The following is a 19,242-nucleotide window of genomic DNA, read 5'->3' as shown; positions in this document are numbered from 1 at the left end:
GGGCCGTGTCGCGGCGAGGGGCCGTGCCGCCCTCGCCCCGTGGTGGAATGCAGCGACTTACCTGGGCGGATAGTTCGCCAGGATCCGGCCGACGGTCTCCCTGATCGCCGTGCTGCGATCGGCGGGTTTGGGCGTGCTGCTGAGTATCTGCTCGTCGCTGCCGCGCCACACCAGCTTGCCGTCCTTGCCATCGAGCAGGTCGATCTGGATGGTGGCGACCTTGTAGGTGATGTTGCGGGTTTCGTTGTACATCGGTGCGCCCCAGTAGCCGTTCCACGGGCCACCCCAGCCACCGCCGTAATTGGTGGTGACCTGCTGCTGGCGGTTCTCGACGATCAGGTAAGTCTGGACGTTGAGATCAGCCTTTTTGCCTGCCGCGGCCGGACGCAGGCCGCGCTGGTCCAGTTGATCGCTGACCGCCTGGCGGATGCGCTGTTCGGTCAGGTCGCTCTTGATCCGCGGATCGTCGGGGCGGTATTGCAGGGCGGGTTCCTTGAAGCTCCAGCTGCGATAGGCAGCGAAGTCGCGACTGGCGTCGAAGTCATGATTGACCTGGTTGGCGGCGCAGGCGCTGAGCAGCGCGGCCAGGGCCAGTAAAGCAAGAGGGCGGAACATGATGTGTCTCCAGAAGAGCAAATGCACCTGAAGGGATGTCGCCAGGGTCTGTACGAAAGTCGGTGAGCGAAGGTCAGGGCAAGCCTGTTTTCAACCCAGCCCAGCGTGCAGCCTCGTACGGAGCCTAACTAGGAGGATACGCCGCCATGGCCTTTTCCACAGCCTCGCGCAACGCATCGGCGCGCTCGCTCAGGCTGCCCTGGCTCGAGGTTTCCGCGCTGGCGCTCCACACCGGCTGGCCGCTGCCGCCGTCGAACAGGTTGACCCGCACGACCACGACTTCCACCTCGTAGGTACGCACCACCGGCACCGTGTTGTACATGCCGTAGCCGGGGCCGTAGCGGTTGTAGCCATAACCTCCGTAACCGTAGCCGTAGTCGTCCTGCACCTGGCGCAGGCGCTTTTCCAAGTGCAGGTCGGCGCTGACCCACAGGTCCGCCGGGCGGTTGTCGTGCCGCGGGCGCAGGCCGCGCTGGTCGAGGGCGTTGCTGACCGCCTCGGCAACCTGCGCCGAATCGGCCCAGGCCGAGCCATTGGGCAGGCGCCCGTTGAGCCAGGCCCAGCTGCGATAGCGGCCATAGTCGCGCTGGGGCGCCGGATAGGCGCTGCGGTCGAAGGTCCCGGCCGCCTGCGGGGGCGCCGGTGGCAACGGATTGGAACTGGCGACATAGGGGTTGGGGCTCTGGCAGGCCGCCAGCCCCAGGGAAAGCACAAGCAAACCAGCGTGGCGTTTCATTTCAGGCTCCGTTCAGACCGGACGGCAAATCCAGTGCAGGTAACGCCCAAGCCCGGCAAAGCTTGGGTGACGACGATAGGCCAATTCCATTTCCAACAGATCCAGCAACTCGGCGCGGGCCTGGAATTCCACTGGCATGTAGTCATGGAAAACCCGTACCCCGCTCTGGGTTTCGACCCGCCACAAGCCGTCGAGTTGCGCCACCAGCTCCCGTGGATCGAGGGGCTGTTGCGGGGTCAGGCTCTGCTTCTCGCCGGCCATGTCGTTCTTGCGCATCTTGCGAAAGTGGCCCTTGAGCAGGTTGCGATAGATCAGCGCATCGCGGTTGTAGAACGCCAGCGACAGCCAGCCGTCCTGAGTGATCAGTTGATGCAGCACCGGCAGGATCGCGTGGGGTTCAGCCAGCCATTCCAGCACCGCGTGGCACAGCACCAGGTCATAGGGTTCGGTGAGCTGGCCCAGCAGGTCCTGCCAGGGCGCCTGGATAAAGGTCGCCTGCTGGCCGGCCTCGGCGAAGCGCTGGCGGGCGCCTTCGAGCATCGGTTCGGCCGGCTCGGCCAGGGTCACCTGGTGGCCCCGCTGGGCCAGCCACAACGACATGTGCCCCAGCCCGGCGCCGATATCCAGCACTCGCAGCGGCCGGTCCGGCAAGGCTTCGGCCAGGTCGGCCTGGAGCACCGCCAGGCGGATCGCGCCCTTGGCGCCGCCGTAGATTTTTTCCGCGAAACGGGTCGCCAGCTGGTCGAAATGACGGTCGCTCATCAGCTGAACCGCCGTTCGCTGTCGGCCAGCTTGCTGCGCACCACCTGCTCCAGGTCCAGGCCCAGTTCGCTGCACAGCAGCAACAGGTACAGCACGATGTCACCGACTTCCTGGCCGGCGTGGGCCAGCTTGTCGGCCGGCAGCTGCCGCGACTGGTCTTCGCTCAGCCACTGGAAGATTTCCACCAGCTCGGCCATCTCCACGCTGGCGGCCATGGCAAGGTTCTTCGGGCTGTGAAATTGCCGCCAGTCATTGCGGTCGCGAATGGCGTGCAGGCGTTGGGTCAGTTCGTCTAGGTTCATCGGGGTCTCCTGAAGGCGTATAGCTTCGGGGGGATGGCGAGTGAAGGCAAGGCCCGCCCGCCCCTCTCAATCGATAACGCTGAACTCGACCCGCGCCGTCTGTCCGCCTTCGTCCAGCACGCTCAGTTGATAAGGCCCCAACCGTTCGAAGCTGGCGTTGATGCTGTCCTGGTTGGCACTCTCGCCCAGCGGCTCGCCGTTGACGAACCACCAGCGCCGGCCGCTGCCACCCAGGGCCGACAGCTTGAGCCGCAGCAGTTCCTGGCTGGCCGCCGGACGGCGCAGCCGATCGCCCTCGCGCACGCCGACGATGGACAAGGGCGCGGCTGCCGCCAGGGCCGGCCCCGGGCAATCCGGGTCGTTGGCCGGCAGGCGCGCTTCACGCCGTTCGATGCGCGGCAACCAAGGCTCCAGCGGCGCCGGCCACAGCGCGATATCCCGCGCCTGCGCCCCTGGGCACTTGGCGTCGACCCGCAGGCCCTTGGCATTGACCCAGACTTTCTCCAGCAGGCCGACGCCCAAGGGTTGATCCGCCGCCTGCAAGGTCGGCGGCGTGGTGCCGTCCAGGGTCCAGGCGAAACGCTGGCGGCGGCAGTTCGGATCGCTGCGGCTCATGGGCTGGCCCAGCGGCCAGCAGATCGCCGCCACTCCGACATTCATCGGCACCGGCTGTACCGGCGCGCTGATGCCGCGCTGGCTGTCGCGGTTGATCAGCACATCGTGCACTTGCAGCATCAACGGCGCAGCCGAAGCCAGGCCGAACTGGCCCGGTACCGGGGTGCCGTCCGGGCGGCCAATCCAGATGCCGATCAGGTAACGCGGCCCGACACCGATCGCCCAGGCATCGCGAAAGCCGTAGCTGGTGCCGGTCTTCCAGGCCAGCACCGGGCGCTGCACCAGCTCGGCCCGCGGATCGCGATCCGGACGCGCCTGGCCGCTGAGAATGCGCCGCACGATCCACGCCGAACCGGGGGACAGCAAGGGCCGCTCGCGCAACACATCGTCCGGTTGCAGTCGGAGGCTGGCGCTCTTGCCGCCACGGGCGAAGGCACTGTAGCCGCTGACCAGGTCCTCCAGGCGGCTGCCGGCGCCGCCGAGAATCAGCGCCAGGTTCGGTTCCGCCAGCGCCGGCAGAGTCAGGGGCATGCCGCCGATGCGCATTTCGGCGGCAAACCGTTTCGGTCCGTAGGCTTCCAGCAGTTGCACCGCCGGCAGGTTCAGCGAGGTGGCCAGGGCGGTGCTGGCCGACACCGCGCCGCTGAAGCCCATGGAAAAGTTGCCCGGCCGGTAGTCGCCATAACGCCGGGGCACGTCTTGCAGCAGCGATTCGGAATGGATCAACCCGGCATCCAGCGCCATGCCATAAAGGAAGGGCTTGAGGGTCGAACCCGGCGAGCGCATGGCGCTGATCATGTCCACATGGCCGAAGCGCCGCGCGTCGTTGATATCCACCGAACCCAGGTAGGCGCGCACGGCCATGCTCTGCGCCTCGACCACCAGGATTGCCGCCGAGGTGTGCTCCGGCAGACGCGCGCGCCAGCCCAGCAGCAGGTCTTCCAGGCGGCGTTGCAGGTTGGCGTCCAGGGTGGTGCGGATCAGCGGCGGGCTGTCCGGACGGTTCAGCCGGCGCGCGAGCAAGGGCGCCAGGCTCGGCTCCAGTCGCGGCGCCAGCAACAGGGGTTCCTGCAAGGCTTCGTCCACCGCCGACTGCGGCCAGACCTGGAACTGCGCCAGGCGCTGCAACACCTTGTCCCGGGCCGCCTGTGCCCGCGCGGCATGCCGGTCCGGGCGCAGCCGGCTCGGCGCCTGGGGCAGCACCGCCAGCAGCGCGGCTTCGGCGTGGGTCAGGTGTTGCGGCGACTTGCCCAGGTAAGCCCAGCTGGCCGCGGCCACCCCCTGCAGGGTGCCGCCGAACGGCGCGCGGTTGAGGTAGAGCGTGAGGATCTGCTGCTTGCTCAGGTGCCATTCCAGCTGCGCGGTGCGCCACAGCTGGCGCAGCTTTCCGTGCCAGGTCCGCGAGTGCGGATCGAGCAGGCGCGCCACCTGCATCGACAGGGTGCTGCCGCCGGACAACACCCGCCCGCCCGTGAGGTTCTGCCAGGCAGCACGCGCCAGCGCCATCGGGTTGACCCCGGGATGGCTGTAGAACCAGCGGTCTTCGTAGGTCAGCAGCGCGTCCAGGTAATAGGGCGAGACTTCGTCGGTGCGCACCGGATAACGCCAGACGCCATTGGCATCGGCGAAGCGCCACAGTGGCGTGCCATCCTCGGCCAGCACCACCCGCGCCAGGTCATCCTTGGGCAGCGGCAGCGGCCAGTTGCGGTCGGCCAGCCAGAGCCCGGCCCACATCAGCAACAGGCCACCCAGCACCCTCCGCAGGATGCACCAGCCACGGCGACCGCCCGCTTGCGCCGATGGCAAGCCGGGCGCCTTTGCCTGGCCGGATATTCGCCCCCCGAAACTGCGCAGGCGCGATACAACTAATCGAAAAATCAAACCCGCGAACCTCTATGCTTGGAACGGAACTCGCCAGCGCGATTGATGGCCAAAGGCTCAGGTCTGGCAAGCACGCCAACTTTTTCATCAGGATGCACGCATGCAGGTAGAAAGCTTTTTTGAATGGCTCGGCCAGGCGCTGGGCTCGGTCATACGGTTTATCGTCGATGGCCTCAGCGGTCTGTTCAACGCCCTGACGAACGCCGGCGGCAACTTTATCGACGGCTTGTCGCGGGCGCTGGGCATGGACACTTCGATCATCAGCATCATTACCCTGATCGTCGGGCTGATGCTGCTGTACTCGGCGGTCCGCGCCTTCATGCGCGCCTCGATCGTCATGGGCATCATCTGGTTGCTGCTGGGGTTGTGGCTGCTGAGCTGGGTGGTGCACTGACCGCCCGACAGTTGATCGCCGGCAAGCTCGCTCCTGGCGGGGCGAGCTTGCCGCAATCCCTTTCTCAACGCCCCTTGATCACCATCTCCGGCAGGGTTTCACCCACGGCCTGCCAGTTCGGCCGATACATCGACTCCACTTGCGGCGGTGGCACGCGATAGGTGCCGGGCGTGACCGCGCGTGCCAGGTACAGCAGGTGCGTGACGCTGTCGTAGCCGTCCAGGTTCAGCGCCGCCACGTAGCGGTCATCGCGGAACTCCTGGTGCTTGAGGCTGGCGTTCTGCATCGACTCACGCCATTCCTTGACCTGACTGCTGGCGTTTTCCAGGCTGGCGGCACTCTGCGCCAGGTTCTGGTTTTCCAGCTCCAGGCCGGCCGGCAGCAGGTCCACCACCAGCGCATCCGGCACCCGCTGCTTGGCGCTGACCGCCAGGTGCACCAGCACCAGGTCACCGCTGCCCAGGGCCCGCAGGTCCAGCGGCTGGCCGTTCATCCCCAGGTATTCGCGACGAATGCTCAGGTTCTCGCCACCGGCCAGCGGCGCATGCTGTGGATAACCGGAAATAGTCAGTTGCTGGTACACCGGTTCGCTGCCCTGATTGCGCACCGACAACGGCGACGCCAGCAACGCGTCTTGCAGTTTCAGGCCCGGCTGGCCGTTGTTCAGCTCACGGCTTTCGCCGCCACTGCTCAGTTGCGCGGTCCAGTTGGCTTCCGGCTTGCCCAGCAGGCCACGACCGGCGAGGAACAGCGAGTTACGCTCCTGGGTCGACAGGTACGGGCTGGCGGCCAGTTGGTCGGACAGCTCGAACAGCCGTTCCTCGCGCTTGCCCTTGGCCAGGTCGTTCTCTTCCAGCAGCGCCAGGATCAGCGCCTGATCCCGTAGCGGGCTGCCGTAGTCGGCCAGCCAGTCCTTGCTGTTGCGCGAGGCCGCGAGGCCGGCGGTCAAGGCCTGCTCGGCCCGTGGCTGGTCGCCCATTTTCTGCAGGGCGATGGCCAGTTGCACCAGCGGCAGGCCGGAGCGCGCATCGGTACGCCGCTCGAACAGGCTGCGCAGCGCGCCCAGCGGCGCCTGTTGACTGCGCGCCAATACCAGCCCGGCGTAGGCCTGCACGGCAAAGCGCGTGTGCTCGGCGTTTTCGCTGTAGTTGACCTCGATCAGGTTGCGCTCCTGCAGGTAACGCAGCAGGCGTTCGTTGGCCTTCTTCAGCGCCTCGGCCGGTACCGCGAAGCCCTGGTCGCGGGCCCGCAGCAGGAAGTCGGTGACGTAGGCGGTCAGCCAGTATTCCTCTTCGCCGTCCGCGCCCCACAGGCCGAAGCTGCCGTTGTAGCGCTGCATGCCCAGCAGGCGTTCGATGCCCAGCTCGATCTTGCGCTTGCGCTCGGCATCCGGCTCGCCTTCCAGGCCCAGGCGTTTCAGGCTGACGGCATCGGCGTACAACGCCGGATACAGGCCGCTGGTAGTCTGCTCCAGGCAACCGTAGGGGTAGGCCTTGAGTGCGCGGATCTGCTCGCCGAGGTTCAGCGGCGGCCGGCTCGACAGGCTCAGCAGCGCTTCGCGCCCGGCCGGTTCGAACGCCGCCAGCTCGCCTTCCGGCAGGCTCCACGGCTGATCCTTGAGCACCGCGCGGTAATGCCTGAGCAACGCCGGATAGGCCGGTCGCACGCCCAGGGTCCATTCGCGGCTGAACGGCGGCAGGCTCTCGCCGGGAAGATCCAGGCCATTGACCAGCACCTTGACCTTGCCCTGGCCGAAGCCGCCCAGCGCCCGCACCGGGATACGCAGCGTAGTGCGCTGGCCCTGGGTCAGTTGCACGCTCCGATGGGTCTCGTTGATCAGCGCCAGCTGGCCTTCGGCGCTCAGTTGCACATCGAGCTTCTGCGCTTTGCCCGAGAGGTTGGACAGATCCAGCGCCAGGGTGGTCTGGTCGCCGCCGGCGAGGAAACGCGGCGCCGACAGTTCGGCGATCAGCGGCGCGGCGATCACCGTCTTGCCTTCGGCCATGCCGTAGCGCTCGTCGGTCCAGGCCTGGGCCATCAGGCGCACTTCACCGTTGAAGTCGGGGATGTCGACACTGATTTCGCCTTCGCCCTGTTCGTTGAGGGTCACCGGCGCGCTTTGCAGGGCGACTATGGTGACGCTGGTGTCCGGACGCTTGCCGCCCTTGGCCAGCGCCGCGTCACCACCGAAGGCCAGGCTGGCCAGGCGGCCCTGGCCGGCTTCGATCAACTGGCCGTAGATATCCAGCTGGTCGGCGCCATAGGCCTTGCGCCCGAACAGGCTGGAGTACGGGTCCGGGGTCGGGTATTCGGTGATGTTGAGGATGCCCACGTCCACCGCCGCCAGCAGCACATGGGCCTCTTTCGGCACGCTGCCATCGGCGTTCTTCGCCTGGATCTTCACCTTGAGTGGCTGCTTGGGGCGCATTTTCTCCGGCGCAGTCAGGGTCAGGCCGAGCTTGCGCTGGGTGCGATCCAGCGGCAGGTGCAATACGCCTACCGCGCGCTTGGGGGTGATGTTGGCCTTGCGCTCGCCGGGGCGGATGACCAGCGCGCTGACGTACAGGTCGTGGCGTGCCCATTTCGGATCGAGCTTGATCGCATAACTCTTGCCCTCGGCCGGCACGTCGATTTCCTGCCACCACAGCGGGCCGTCACTGGACTCCACCAGCAGGTAACCCTTGCCGGCAGCCGGCGGGGTCACCGTGACATTGGCGGTGTCGCCGTCGCCATACAGCGGCTTGTCCAGCGCCAGCTTGACCTGGTCGGGGCGCACCGCGCCGCCTTCGGCGTTGTCCTGGGAGCGGTAGCCGGCCCAGAAACGCAGGCTGCTGACCAGCCCGGTCTGCGGGTCCTCGACCTCGACGCGATAAGGCCCCCACTCCACCGGGAAGCTGACCTTCGCGGTATCGCCGGCCTTGATGTTCAGGGTCTGTTCGTCCTGGGTGAGGAATTTCTCGTTGAAGTGATAACTCCAGCCGTCGTTTTCCGAGTAGTTCCAGTAGTAGTCGCGGCGCTCGCGCACCAGGCGCACCTTGAGGTTGTCCGCGGCCAGCTTCTGGCCTTCGTTGTTGGCCACCAGCAGTTCGAACTCGGCTGGGCCATCGCCGTCGGTTTCCGCGCCGTCGAACAGCGCGCGCAGCCCCGGCAACCTGTCCGCCGGCCATACCGGCAGCACCACCCGCCGGGTGATCGGGCGCCCGCCCGATTCCTGCAGGCTGCCCTGGACGATCAGTTGCAGCGGCGAACGGGCCTCGGCCCACTTGCTTTCCATGGCGATCACTTCTTCGCCGTTTTCATCCAGCGTCGACTCCTCTATCTCCAGGTCCTGGCTCAGCTCTTCTTCGGTGACCGAGCCGAACTGGTAGCCCGGCAAGGCCTTGACCGCCTCGCGCAGCGGCCGCACGTAGAGCTGGCCGCTCAGGCGATTGCCGGCGGCCGGGGCGCCATACAGGTAACGACCGTTGACGCTGATCTCGACGGTCTCGTCCGGTTTGAGCGGTGTGTCGCTGCCCTTGAGTTCCAGCGCCAGGCGCTCGGGCAGGAAGTCTTCCACGAGGAACTCATACAACTGCGGCTTGCCGTCGCCGAGGTCGAACACCAGCTGCCAGCGCCCGGTCGGCGCTTCGCCGGCCAGTTGCAGCTGGTACTGATAGAGCCCCGAGGCATCGGCCTCCCAGACGAACTTGCGGCTGACCTGCTCATCCGGCCGGCGCACTTCGACGCTCACCGGCTGCGGCTTGACCGCATTGCCATCCTTGTCCCGCAGCAGCGCGTTGAGCAGCACGGTTTCGCCGGGGCGATACAGGTCGCGGGGGCCGAACACGAAGAACTGCAACGGATGAGGCTGGGGGCCGCCGATATTGAATTCGGCCAGGTCCAGGGCGGCGCCGTTCAAGCGCAGCAGGCTGGTCTGCTCGCCCTGGTGGGCCAGCAGCACTTCGGCTTTCTTCGGCAGCGGCAATTCGGCATGGCCGCCCTTCTCGGTCTTGCCCTGGCCAAGCACGCGGCCTTCGCCGTCCAGCAGTTCCAGGCTGACGCCGTCCAGCGCCTTGCCGCCTTCCAGGGCCTGGGTGAAGACATCCAGGCGATTCTGGTAACGGTGTACCGATAGGCCGATGTCGCTGAGGGTGAACAGGGTGGCCGGTTGCGAATAGTTGTAGGTGCCCGAGGCGCGCATCACCGCCAGGTACACGCCCGGCTGTTGCAGCGGCTTGAGCCCGGCGATCGGCAGCAGCAGGGTTTCCCGGGTGTTGCGTGCCGGGTTGAGGTCGAAGCGGCCGCCATACACCAGGTCGGCCATCGGCAGCAGTTCGCGGGACTCGTAACTGTGCAGGCTGTTATTGCGCCCCCACTGGGCGAGGAACACCGGCAGCGATTCGGGCTTGATGCGGAAAAACTCGACATCGACCTTGTCGACGTTCAGCGCGATCACCGGCAGGCCTTCGGCGAGGCGGGTCGGCAACAGGGTGCCGCGGCTGGCGAAACCGACCGTGGCTTGCAGGTCGCGGGTTTCCAGGCGGCTGACGTATTCGGCGGCCAGGGTCGCGTCATTCACCCCGCGCAGCCCGGCGTCGACGGTCAGCACCAGTTTGCGCTGTGGCTCCAGGTGGCGCAGGCGCAGTTCCATGAAGTTGTCCGACAGCTCCCAGGCGCCGTCGACCTTGCCGCTCTTGCTGTCCACCAGATGCAGCTTGTCGGCGAACTTCTGCTGCGGGTCCAGGGGCACCGAGAAACTCACCGACAGGGTGCTGGCCCCGTCGAGTTGCACCTCGGACACGTCCACCACGCTCAACTCGCGACCGGCATAGCGTTGCTTGAGGACAGCGACATCCTGCACGGGCCGGGCCTTGGCCGCGGGCACCGCCGCTGCCGGAGCCGGGGCGGTCGCCGCCTTGTCGGAGGTCGAGGAATCGCAAGCGCTCAGCAAGGCCAGCGCACAGGCCAGGAACAATCCTTTGTTAAGCATGGGGCACTCATAGGCAGGAGTATCGAAGGGTTGAACTATATCTCACCGCAGTCCGGCTGGCTGTGGCGCAGCGCACATTGATCGACAGAGGGCCCATCATCCGCAGCCTCTTGTAGGGGGTGGCATGGCCGGGCGGGCAAGCAGCTACAATGCCGGCTCTCAAGGAGCCTGCATGTCCAGCCTGATTTCTGCCTGGCGCCACCGTCCGACCCATGGTCGGGTGTGGGCGCTGGCCGCGCCGATGATTCTCTCCAATATTTCCGTGCCGCTGGTGGCGCTGGTCGACAGCACCGTCATCGGCCATTTGCCCCACGCCCACCAGCTCGGCGCGGTGGCGGTCGGCGCCAGCCTCTATACCTTTCTGGCCTGGGCCATGGGCTTTCTGCGCATGGGCGCCACCGGCTTTGCCGCCCAGGCCGCCGGGCGCGCCGATGGTGCGGCGCTGCGGCAGATCCTGGTGCAGGGCCTGCTGCTGGCCATGGGGCTGGCTTTGCTGCTGGGCGCCATAGGCGTGCCGCTGAGCGGCGCGGCCTTGCAGTTGATGCAGCCTTCGGCCGAGCTGGACGAGATGACCCGGACCTTCTTCCATACCCGCTTGCTCGGGCTGCCGGCGGCATTGGCCAGCATGGCCCTGGTCGGCTGGTTCCTCGGTACCCAGAACGCCCGGGCGCCGCTGGCGATCCTGTTGAGCACCAACCTGATCAACATCGCCCTCAACCTGTGGTTCGTGCTGGGCCTGGACTGGGGCGTGGCCGGCTCGGCCAGGGCCTCGGTGATCGCCGAATGGACCGGCGCGCTGATCGGCCTGGCCATGACCCGCCCGGCCCTGCGCGCCTATCCGGGGCGGATTGCCTGGGTGGCGCTGCAGCGCTGGGCCAGCTGGCGACCGCTGCTGGCGGTCAACCGTGACATCTTCATTCGCAGCCTGGCCCTGCAATCGGTGTTTTTCCTGATCACTGTGCAAGGCGCTCGCCTGGGGGACGCGACCGTGGCCGCCAACGCCCTGTTGCTCAACGGCCTGCTGCTGACCGCCCATGCCCTGGACGGCCTGGCCCATGCGGTGGAAGCCCTGTGCGGCCACGCCATCGGCGCCCGCGATCGCCTGGCCCTGCGCCGCTCGCTGGTGGTGGCTGGCGGCTGGTCGCTGCTGGCCAGCCTCGGTTTTGCCGTGCTGTTCCTGTGCGCCGGGCACCTGTTCATCGAGATGCAGACCGACATCGCCGAAGTGCGCCAGACCGCCTTCATCTACCTGCCTTACCTCGCCGCCCTGCCGCTGATCGCGGTCTGGAGCTACCTGCTGGACGGTCTGTTCATCGGCGCCACCCGCGCCCGAGAAATGCGCAACGGCATGCTGCTCAGCGTGCTCATCACCCTGCCCTGCGCCTGGGCCTTGCAGGGCCTGGGCAACCACGGGCTGTGGCTGACCTTCCTGTTGTTCATGCTGGTGCGCAGCCTGACCCTGCTGGCCTTCGCCCTGGGGCTACGCCAACACGACGGCTGGTTCGCTCCGGCCCGCTGAGCCTTCTGGCGAACATAAAAAAACCACCGCAAGCGGTGGTTTTTTTCGAACGGTCTACCTATCAGGAAGACAGGTACGACGAGCGGGTCAGGCCCAGACGCAGGGCATCGAGGAACTGGGTACGCTCGCTGGCGCTGATCTTCGCGCTGGCCACCTTGTCGCGGTAGTGCGTCATCAGCTCTTCCGGCGACAGGTGCACGTAACGCAGCATGTCTTCGATGGTGTCGTGGGTCTCGATGCCGGCGTGGTACACGGTGCCGTTCGGGTTCTGGTAGATGTTCACCGAGTCGGTATCGCCGAACAGGTTGTGCATGTCGCCGAGGATCTCCTGGTAGGCACCCACCAGGAACACGCCCAGCAGATAGTCTTCACCCTCTTTCAGGCCATGCACCGGCAGGCTGGTCTCGATGCTCTGCTCGTCGACGTACTGGTTGATCTTGCCGTCGGAGTCGCAGGTCAGGTCCTGCAGCACGGCGCGGCGCAGCGGCTCTTCGTCCAGGCGATGCAGCGGGATGATCGGCAGGACCTGGTCGATGGCCCAGGTGTCCGGCAGGCTCTGGAACACCGAGAAGTTGCAGATGTACTTGTCGGCCAGCTTGTCGTTGAGTTCGTCCAGCACCTGGCGGTGCGAGCGCTGGCGCGCCTTCAGCGAGTTGTGCAGGCGTCGGCACACGGCGAAGTAGCACTGCTCGGCCAGGGCTTTCTCGGCCAGGGTCAGCTTGCCGTCGGCGTACTGGGCGGCCACGTCGCTCATGTAGTGGGTGGCGCGCCAGTAGGTTTCGGTGACCATCTCGATATCGGTCGGGCCCAGCAGGTCCACCAGCCATTGCACGGTTTCCGGCAGGCTTTCCTTGTTCTCGATCAGCGGCACGTCGTCGTTGTGTTTCTCGACGTCGGTCACCTGCACCACCAGCATGGCGTGGTGCGCGGTCAGCGAGCGGCCGCTTTCGGAGAAGATGTGCGGATGCGGCAGGCTCTGCGCGTCGCAGAATTCCTTGAGCATGCCGACCACGACACCGGCGTAGTCGTCCATGTCGTAGTTGATCGAACTGGCGTTGCGCGAGTGGGTACCGTCGTAGTCCACGCCCAGGCCGCCGCCGACGTCGATGTGATCCACCGGCAGGCCGAGGTTGCGCAACTCGCCGTAGTAACGGATGGCTTCCTTGAAGCCGTGTTGGTAGTCCGCCAGGTTGGCGATCTGCGAGCCCATGTGGAAGTGCAGCAGGCGGATGCCCTGGTCCAGGCCGGCGCTGCGGAAACGCTCGACCACCGACAGCAGCTGCGCCGCCGACAGGCCGAACTTGGATTTCTCGCCGCCGGTGTCGGCCCACTTGCTCGATGCCAGGGACGACAGGCGCACGCGCAGGCCGACCTGCGGCTTGACCTTGAGCGAGGCAGCCTCTTCGATCACCAGGGCGACTTCGGACTCCTTCTCGATCACGATGAACACGTTGTGGCCCAGCTTCTGGCCCATCAGCGCCAGGCGGATGAACTCACGGTCCTTGTAACCGTTGCAGACGATGGTGCCGCCTTTCGGCGCCAGCGCCAGCACCGCCAGCAGCTCGGGCTTGGAGCCGGCTTCCAGGCCGATGGAGACGTTCTGGGTGGCGATGATGTTCTCGATCACCGCTTCCTGCTGGTTGACCTTGATCGGGTACAGCGCGGTGTACTTGCTCTGGTATTCCAGGCGCTCGATGTTGGCGTCGAAGGCACCGGTCAGCTGGCGCACGCGGTCCTGCAGGATATCCGGGAAGCGCACCAACAGCGGCAGGGACAAGCCGCTCTTGCGCAGCTCCTCGACTTGTTCGAACAGGTCGATAGGCGAACTGTTCGGTCCGTTCGGACGAACTTCGACGCGACCGGCGTCATTGATCGCGAAATACCCGGCCCCCCAATGGCGAATCCCATAAACACTGCGGCTGTCCGCAACTGTCCATTGGCTGCCATCGTCTTTGCGTGTGCGTCGTACGGACATCGAAGTCCCCTATAAAGAAGTCATAGAGCGCCACCCCGGTCCGGGGCTGGCGCAGTCTAAAGAATGAAAATGACGATTAGCCTGCAACGAGGACGTAGACCTCGGTTACAGCGCTGAGTTTAGAAACCGGTCATGAACAGGCTCTGTGAAAACCATGAAGACGACGGCAAGCCTGAATCGATCAGGGCTGCATCAAGTCGGGGGTGGTTTTCACAGAGGCTGCTAGCCGCCGGACTTCTTCGCCTTGAAACCGTGCTTGATCAGCTCTGCCAAGAGTAGCTCGACATGATCGCCCTGGATCTCGATGACACCGTCTTTCAACGCGCCACCTGTGCCACAACGTTTCTTCAACGTGGTCGCCAGCTCCTTGAGCGCGTCCTCGGCCAACGGCACGCCGGTGATGGTGGTCACCGTCTTGCCGCCGCGGCCCTTGCTTTCGCGGCGCACGCGAGCGATGCCGTCGCCGGCAGGGATAACGGTTTGTTTGCAGATGCAGGCTGCCACCGGCTGGCTACAGTCCGGGCAATGTCGACCTGCGTCGGTGGAAAATACCAGGCCACCTAGGGCGGCGAAGGATGCGGCTTTTTTGGCCACCGGCAATCCTCTTGGGAGGACAAAGACTGGTCGAAGCACATGGCCTGTGCCATCGACCGCGAAGCCCCACTCAGGCAGGGGCAGCGCTACTGGACCGACCGTGCTTATAAAGGCAGCGTCGGCTCAGCTTGAAAAAGGTCGCGCAGTGTAACGGCAAAAAGCCGACTTGCTAAGAGCCTAAGCGCGCCAATTTATACAACTTTAACGACGCCGCGCCAGATAGCGCTGCAAGGCCGCCAGGGAGTCCGGGCAATAGGGCTTTTCGGCGATTTCCCGCATCACTTCGTCGATCGAAATGAAGTGCGCTTCCAGCACCTCTTCCGGCTGCAGGCGCAAAGGCCCATCCCAGACCGCCGAAAAGGCCGAACACCAGAGGCGATTGCCGGTGTCTTCGAAAAAGAAGTGGTCATGGGCGGTCAATTCCACCCCGCCCACCCCCAATTCCTCCTCCAGCTCACGGGCCGCCGATTCGGCGTAGCTCTCGGTGGCCAGGACCATGCCGCCCGCGGCCACGTCCCAGTAACCGGGGTAGAGGGCCTTGCTCAGGGTGCGCCGATGCACGCACAGCTCACCGCCGGAATTGAACAGCAGGATATAGGTGCCGCGCCCGATCAGGCCGCGCTCGCGCAACTCCGAGCGGGCCAGCGCGCCCAGCAACTGGTCTTCGCCATCGACCCAGGCGACTTGTTCGGCATCGGAGGCCGCGCGATGCGCGGCTTCATTGGAGGTAACCACCATGAATCAACCCTGGTTGAGCAATTGACGCAAGTCGATGACCGCCGCGTTGGCCCGGGAAATATAGTTGGCCATGACCAGCGAGTGGTTGGCCAGCACGCCAAAGCCGCTGCCGTTGAGAATCATCGGGCTCCAGATCGGCTCCTGGGACGCTTCCAGTTCGCGGATGATCTGGCGCACGCTGACGGTGGCGTTCTTCTTGGCCAGCACATCGGCGAAGTCGACCTCGATGGCGCGCAGCAGGTGCGACAGGGCCCAGGCCTGGCCGCGAGCCTCGTAGAACACGTTGTCGATCTGCATCCAAGGGGTTTCCACCACCTCTTCGTCGACCTGCGGCGACTGGCCCGGCGCCGGGACTTCGGTTTTCAACGCGGTGTTGAGCTTGACCCGGCCAACGCTGGCCGACAGGCGCTGGGACAGCGAACCCAGGCGGGTCCCGACGTCACCCAGCCAGTTGTTCAGGTTGTCGGCACGGGCATAGAACAGCGCGCTCTTCTGCTCCGGGTCGGACAGGCGGGCCTGGTAGCGGCTCAGGGAGTTGATGCCTTCCTGGTACTCGGACTCGCTGGACGGCAGCACCCAGCTCTTGTTGTCGAAGTTGAAACGCGGCTCGGCCTTGGCCAGGTCGGCGTCCTCGGCGGACTGCGACTGGGAACGGGCGAAGTCCTTGCGCAAGGCGCGGGTAAGGTCGCGGACCTGCACCAGCACGCCGTATTCCCAGCTCGGCATGTTGTCCATCCACAGGCCCGGCGGGAAACGGTCGTTGGAGATATAGCCACCCGGCTTGGTCAGCAGGGTGCCAGCCACGGTCTTGAGGGTTTCCACCGTGGTGTAGCCCACGACCATCTGCTTGCCTTCCTTCTCGGCGGCAACCTGCGCGCTTTGCTGGACCGGGAACAGCGACGGTTCCTGGCTCCAGTACCAGCCCAGGGCACCGGCCACCAGCAGGTACAAGCCCACCAGGGTGCCCAGGGCGCGGCTGAACAGCAGGCCACCAAAGTAGCTGCGTGTCGCCGACTTGGGTTCGGCAGCACGATCCGGCGCGCTGCCCGCGCGGTTCTTCCAGTCCAGCATGGCTATATCCTTTCAATCACTTGGGTTCATCGGTTCGACCACAACCCTGCTCCATCGTGCCTCGAACCGAGCGGATTAAAAAATCATCCACCGCACAAGGCGCCACATGCCGGGTGTACATCGAGCAGCCACTATAAATGAAGCACAGTTCAGAACCTATGCGACCAGTCGGTCGGGAACTGAATAAGGTCGCTTTGCAGATTGTTGACGTACGACACTCGTACAATCCATAAGAGGTGCTAGCATAGAGCCACCAGTCGATCTCAGCATGCACCCTAACTAGTAGTCAGGATATGACCGAGCCAGAAGACCCCAGCCGTGAGCGCCTCAAGCACCACTTTGCCCAGCGGGTAATTCACCAGGCTCGTCAGATCCTCGAGATATGGCAGCGCCTGCAGCGCAGCGAATGGTCGACCGCCGACATGTCCGAACTCAGCGAGGCCAACCTGCGCCTGCTGCGCTTCGCCGAGCGCTTCGAACAACCCGAACATACCCAACTGGCGCGCAGCATCAGCGACTCGCTGGAAGCGGTGGACGCCAACCGCGGGCGCCTGAGCAGCGGCCTGATCACCGACCTCAACCGCCTGATGCAACGCCTGTCGCGCACCGGCCTGCGCCATGGCGACCAGCTGGAACAGACCTTCCTGCCGCCCCTGCGCAAGCCGATCTACGTGATGTTGCAAGACCACGATCGCGGCGAGCGCCTGGCCAAGCAGCTGGAATTCTTCGGCCTCAGCGCCCAATCCCTGGACAGCATCGCCGCGTTTCGCTCCTCGATGGTCGAGCGCCTGCCCGCAGCGATTGTCATCGACGTCGACTTCTGCGGCAACGGCATGGGTCTGCAACTGGCCGCCGAAGCCCAGGAAGGCCTGGAGCAGAAGCTGCCCCTGTTGTTCTTCAGCCTCCACGAAACCGATACCCCGACCCGCCTGGCCGCCGTGCGTGCCGGCGGCCAGGAGTTTCTCACCGGTACGCTGGAAGCCTCGAGCCTGCTGGAGAAGATCGAGATCCTCACCTGCGTCGCCCAGTACGAACCTTATAAAGTGCTGATCATCGACGACTCGCGCGCCCAGGCCCTGCACACCGAACGCCTGCTCAACAGCGCGGGGATAATCACCCGGACCCTGATCGAGCCGATCCAGGCGATGGCCGAACTGGCCGATTTCCAGCCGGACCTGATCATTCTCGACATGTACATGCCGGCCTGTACCGGCACCGAGCTGGCCAAGGTGATCCGCCATAACGATCGTTATGTCAGCGTGCCGATCATCTACCTGTCGGCCGAAGACGACCTGGACAAGCAGCTGGACGCCATGAGCGAAGGCGGCGACGACTTCCTGACCAAGCCGATCAAGCCGCGCCACCTGATCACCACCGTGCGCAACCGCGCCGCCCGCGCGCGCAACCTCAAGGCACGCATGGTGCGCGACAGCCTCACCGGGCTGTACAACCACACCCATATCCTGCAACTGCTGGAAGACTGCAGCTTCCGCGCGCGCCGCGAGAACAAACCGCTGAGCTTCGCCATGCTCGACATCGACCACTTCAAGCGGGTCAACGACAGCCACGGCCACCCCATGGGCGACCGGGTGATCAAGAGCCTGGCGCTGTTTCTCAAGCAACGCCTGCGCAAGACCGACTTCATCGGCCGCTACGGTGGCGAAGAGTTCGCCATCGTCATGCCCGACACCGACCTGGAAGCGGCCTGCAAGGTGCTGGATGAAATCCGCCAGCGCTTTGCCGAGATCCACTACCCGGCCCAGCCGCAGGACCTGTGGTGCACCTTCAGCGCCGGGGTGGTTGAACTGCGGGAAGACTCCGACAGCCTGACGATGGCCAGCCAGGCCGACGAAGCGCTCTATCGCGCCAAGGACAGTGGCCGCAATCGCGTCCAGGCGGCACGCCATCAAAGCGCCACTTTTTCACCGGAATCCACCGATTCGGTCATAACCCTGTAATACAAACGCAATAAATTCAGGCGCTTACCATTCAAGTCGTTGGTAGAACGCGATGCGCCTGAAGCTGCTGACCAATCTCAATACCCTGCTATTAGTTGCCGTTTGCCTGGCCCTGGGCGCCACGCTCTGGTGGTCGCAGCGCGCCCTCGAGCGCCCCTATCTATTGATGGAGCGCTACCTGGGGTTGTCCCAGCAGTTCCAGAACCAGGCGGCGCACAATATCGAGGACTACCTGGCCAACGGCGACGCCCTGCGCCTGAGCAGCGCCAGCCAGGCCATCGAAACCCTGCAGGCGCAACTAGACGAACTGCCCGCGGAGCTGGCGCAAAGCCTGCGCCCGAGCCTGTCGGGCCTGGCCGAGTTCAGCAAGACCGACCTGCTGGCTGCCGGCAAACTGGCCGGCGATCCGCAAGCGCTGCTACTGCAGGCCGAGCGCGAGCTGGGGGCCAGCCTCGAACAACTGAGCCAGTACGCCACCGGAGCGGCCAGCAATCCGAGCGCCGCGACCTACCTGCCGCTGCTGTTGAGCGCCTCCCAGCACCTGGGCAAGCTGTCCCTGGCCCGGGAAAAACTGGTGAGCAGCGGCCGCAGTGAACTGGCTGCCGACGTCGAGCGCGAAGTGAGCAACATGCGCGTCCAGGCCGAGCAGCTGGAAGCCCTGCCCTTGCTGGGTGTCGCGGCCAGCAACGAGTCGAACACCGATGACTTCGCCGCCATGATGGGCCTGGAGAACACCGAGAAGGCCGCCGCCGAAGACGCCGGCATCGGCCTCAAGCGCGAACTCAACAGTCTGCTCGGCCGCTACCCCGCCGAGCTGAACCGCACCCGCGAACAGATCCAGAAACGCGCCGACCTCAGCGCCGCCACCCACCTGAAAATCACCGCCGTGCAGCAGGCCATCGCCGAGCTGGAGCCGGTCGTGCGCGCCCAGCATGGGCAGATCCAGAGCGAAGTACGGCTGATGCAGGGTTTGATGATCGGCCTGATCCTGCTGATCGCCCTGCTTATCGATACCTTGCAGCGCCGATTGGCGCGGGTCCTGACCAATCTGGCGCCGGCGCTGTCGACCTGGGCCGAAGGCGACTTCAGCCGCGACATCCAGCTGGGCCGGAC

At 65.5% G+C, this 19,242-nt stretch carries 13 protein-coding genes; 3 read left to right on the top strand and 10 right to left on the bottom strand.

Annotated features, from left to right (window positions below):
- Positions 1-57: 57 nt before the first annotated feature.
- The 5 genes from H0I86_RS03370 to pbpC all read right to left on the bottom strand — a co-directional run bounded on the left by H0I86_RS03370 (position 58) and on the right by pbpC (position 4,764).
- Positions 58-615, bottom strand: coding sequence for a DUF4136 domain-containing protein (locus tag H0I86_RS03370; protein WP_180924031.1), 558 nt, complete (start codon positions 613-615; stop codon positions 58-60).
- 124 nt (positions 616-739) lie between these two features.
- The gene (locus tag H0I86_RS03365) at positions 740-1,351 is read right to left on the bottom strand and encodes a DUF4136 domain-containing protein (RefSeq protein ID WP_180924030.1); all 612 of its coding nucleotides are present in this window, start codon (positions 1,349-1,351) and stop codon (positions 740-742) included.
- A 12-nt stretch (positions 1,352-1,363) separates the two neighbouring features.
- A complete protein-coding gene (locus H0I86_RS03360) occupies positions 1,364-2,113 on the bottom strand; it encodes a methyltransferase (RefSeq protein ID WP_180924029.1) in 750 nt (249 codons plus the stop codon).
- Entirely contained in the window at positions 2,113-2,415 is a 303-nt protein-coding gene (locus H0I86_RS03355; protein ID WP_009041990.1) for a MazG-like family protein, read from the bottom strand. The genes H0I86_RS03360 and H0I86_RS03355 overlap by 1 nt, the downstream gene beginning before the upstream one ends.
- Before the next feature lie 66 nt (positions 2,416-2,481).
- A complete protein-coding gene (pbpC, locus tag H0I86_RS03350) occupies positions 2,482-4,764 on the bottom strand; it encodes a peptidoglycan glycosyltransferase PbpC (protein ID WP_373369418.1) in 2,283 nt (760 codons plus the stop codon).
- Between the two features lie 247 nt (positions 4,765-5,011).
- Here pbpC and H0I86_RS03345 point away from each other — a divergent pair, with 247 nt between their 5' ends.
- Positions 5,012-5,305 (top strand): hypothetical protein, encoded by a 294-nt coding sequence (locus H0I86_RS03345; protein WP_007921634.1) that lies wholly within the window; start codon positions 5,012-5,014, stop codon positions 5,303-5,305.
- 64 nt (positions 5,306-5,369) lie between these two features.
- On the opposite strand, the gene H0I86_RS03340 is transcribed toward H0I86_RS03345, so the two are convergent.
- Entirely contained in the window at positions 5,370-10,274 is a 4,905-nt protein-coding gene (locus H0I86_RS03340; RefSeq protein WP_180924028.1) for an alpha-2-macroglobulin family protein, read from the bottom strand.
- A gap of 172 nt (positions 10,275-10,446) precedes the next feature.
- Here H0I86_RS03340 and H0I86_RS03335 point away from each other — a divergent pair, with 172 nt between their 5' ends.
- Positions 10,447-11,793, top strand: coding sequence for an MATE family efflux transporter (locus H0I86_RS03335; protein WP_180924027.1), 1,347 nt, complete (start codon positions 10,447-10,449; stop codon positions 11,791-11,793).
- A gap of 61 nt (positions 11,794-11,854) precedes the next feature.
- Here the strand turns inward: H0I86_RS03335 and speA are convergent, their stop codons facing one another.
- The 4 genes from speA to H0I86_RS03315 all read right to left on the bottom strand — a co-directional run bounded on the left by speA (position 11,855) and on the right by H0I86_RS03315 (position 16,171).
- Positions 11,855-13,768 carry an arginine decarboxylase gene (speA, locus tag H0I86_RS03330; protein WP_023970303.1) on the bottom strand — a complete coding sequence of 638 codons (1,914 nt, stop codon included), beginning with the start codon at positions 13,766-13,768 and terminating at the stop codon, positions 11,855-11,857.
- Positions 13,769-13,990: 222 nt separating this feature from the next.
- Entirely contained in the window at positions 13,991-14,362 is a 372-nt protein-coding gene (locus H0I86_RS03325; protein WP_007921638.1) for a translation initiation factor Sui1, read from the bottom strand.
- Positions 14,363-14,563: 201 nt separating this feature from the next.
- A complete protein-coding gene (locus H0I86_RS03320; protein ID WP_180924026.1) occupies positions 14,564-15,100 on the bottom strand; it encodes an NUDIX hydrolase in 537 nt (178 codons plus the stop codon).
- Between the two features lie 3 nt (positions 15,101-15,103).
- Positions 15,104-16,171: a DUF2333 family protein gene (locus H0I86_RS03315; protein WP_180924025.1), complete on the bottom strand. Its 1,068-nt coding sequence runs from the start codon at positions 16,169-16,171 to the stop codon at positions 15,104-15,106.
- A 293-nt stretch (positions 16,172-16,464) separates the two neighbouring features.
- Between H0I86_RS03315 and H0I86_RS03310 the strand changes: the two genes are divergently transcribed.
- Positions 16,465-18,129 (top strand): response regulator, encoded by a 1,665-nt coding sequence (locus H0I86_RS03310; RefSeq protein WP_180924024.1) that lies wholly within the window; start codon positions 16,465-16,467, stop codon positions 18,127-18,129.
- Positions 18,130-19,242: the final 1,113 nt, after the last annotated feature.

The organism is Pseudomonas chlororaphis subsp. aurantiaca, assembly GCF_013466605.1.
Taxonomy (GTDB): domain Bacteria; phylum Pseudomonadota; class Gammaproteobacteria; order Pseudomonadales; family Pseudomonadaceae; genus Aquipseudomonas; species Aquipseudomonas chlororaphis_I.
Note: the sequence above shows the minus strand (reverse complement) of the source record. Positions and strands in the feature narration are given on the sequence as shown.

Bases quoted from the DNA above. Each gene is read 5' to 3' on its own strand.
- H0I86_RS03315 (WP_180924025.1), bottom strand. From the start codon at position 16,171: ATGCTGGACTGGAAGAACCGCGCGGGCAGCGCGCCGGATCGTGCTGCC.
- H0I86_RS03335 (WP_180924027.1), top strand. From the start codon at position 10,447: ATGTCCAGCCTGATTTCTGCCTGGCGCCACCGTCCGACCCATGGTCGG.
- H0I86_RS03320 (WP_180924026.1), bottom strand. From the start codon at position 15,100: ATGGTGGTTACCTCCAATGAAGCCGCGCATCGCGCGGCCTCCGATGCC.
- pbpC (WP_373369418.1), bottom strand. From the start codon at position 4,764: ATGTGGGCCGGGCTCTGGCTGGCCGACCGCAACTGGCCGCTGCCGCTG.
- speA (WP_023970303.1), bottom strand. From the start codon at position 13,768: ATGTCCGTACGACGCACACGCAAAGACGATGGCAGCCAATGGACAGTT.
- H0I86_RS03345 (WP_007921634.1), top strand. From the start codon at position 5,012: ATGCAGGTAGAAAGCTTTTTTGAATGGCTCGGCCAGGCGCTGGGCTCG.
- H0I86_RS03310 (WP_180924024.1), top strand. From the start codon at position 16,465: ATGACCGAGCCAGAAGACCCCAGCCGTGAGCGCCTCAAGCACCACTTT.
- H0I86_RS03360 (WP_180924029.1), bottom strand. From the start codon at position 2,113: ATGAGCGACCGTCATTTCGACCAGCTGGCGACCCGTTTCGCGGAAAAA.
- H0I86_RS03355 (WP_009041990.1), bottom strand. From the start codon at position 2,415: ATGAACCTAGACGAACTGACCCAACGCCTGCACGCCATTCGCGACCGC.
- H0I86_RS03340 (WP_180924028.1), bottom strand. From the start codon at position 10,274: ATGCTTAACAAAGGATTGTTCCTGGCCTGTGCGCTGGCCTTGCTGAGC.
- H0I86_RS03370 (WP_180924031.1), bottom strand. From the start codon at position 615: ATGTTCCGCCCTCTTGCTTTACTGGCCCTGGCCGCGCTGCTCAGCGCC.
- H0I86_RS03365 (WP_180924030.1), bottom strand. From the start codon at position 1,351: ATGAAACGCCACGCTGGTTTGCTTGTGCTTTCCCTGGGGCTGGCGGCC.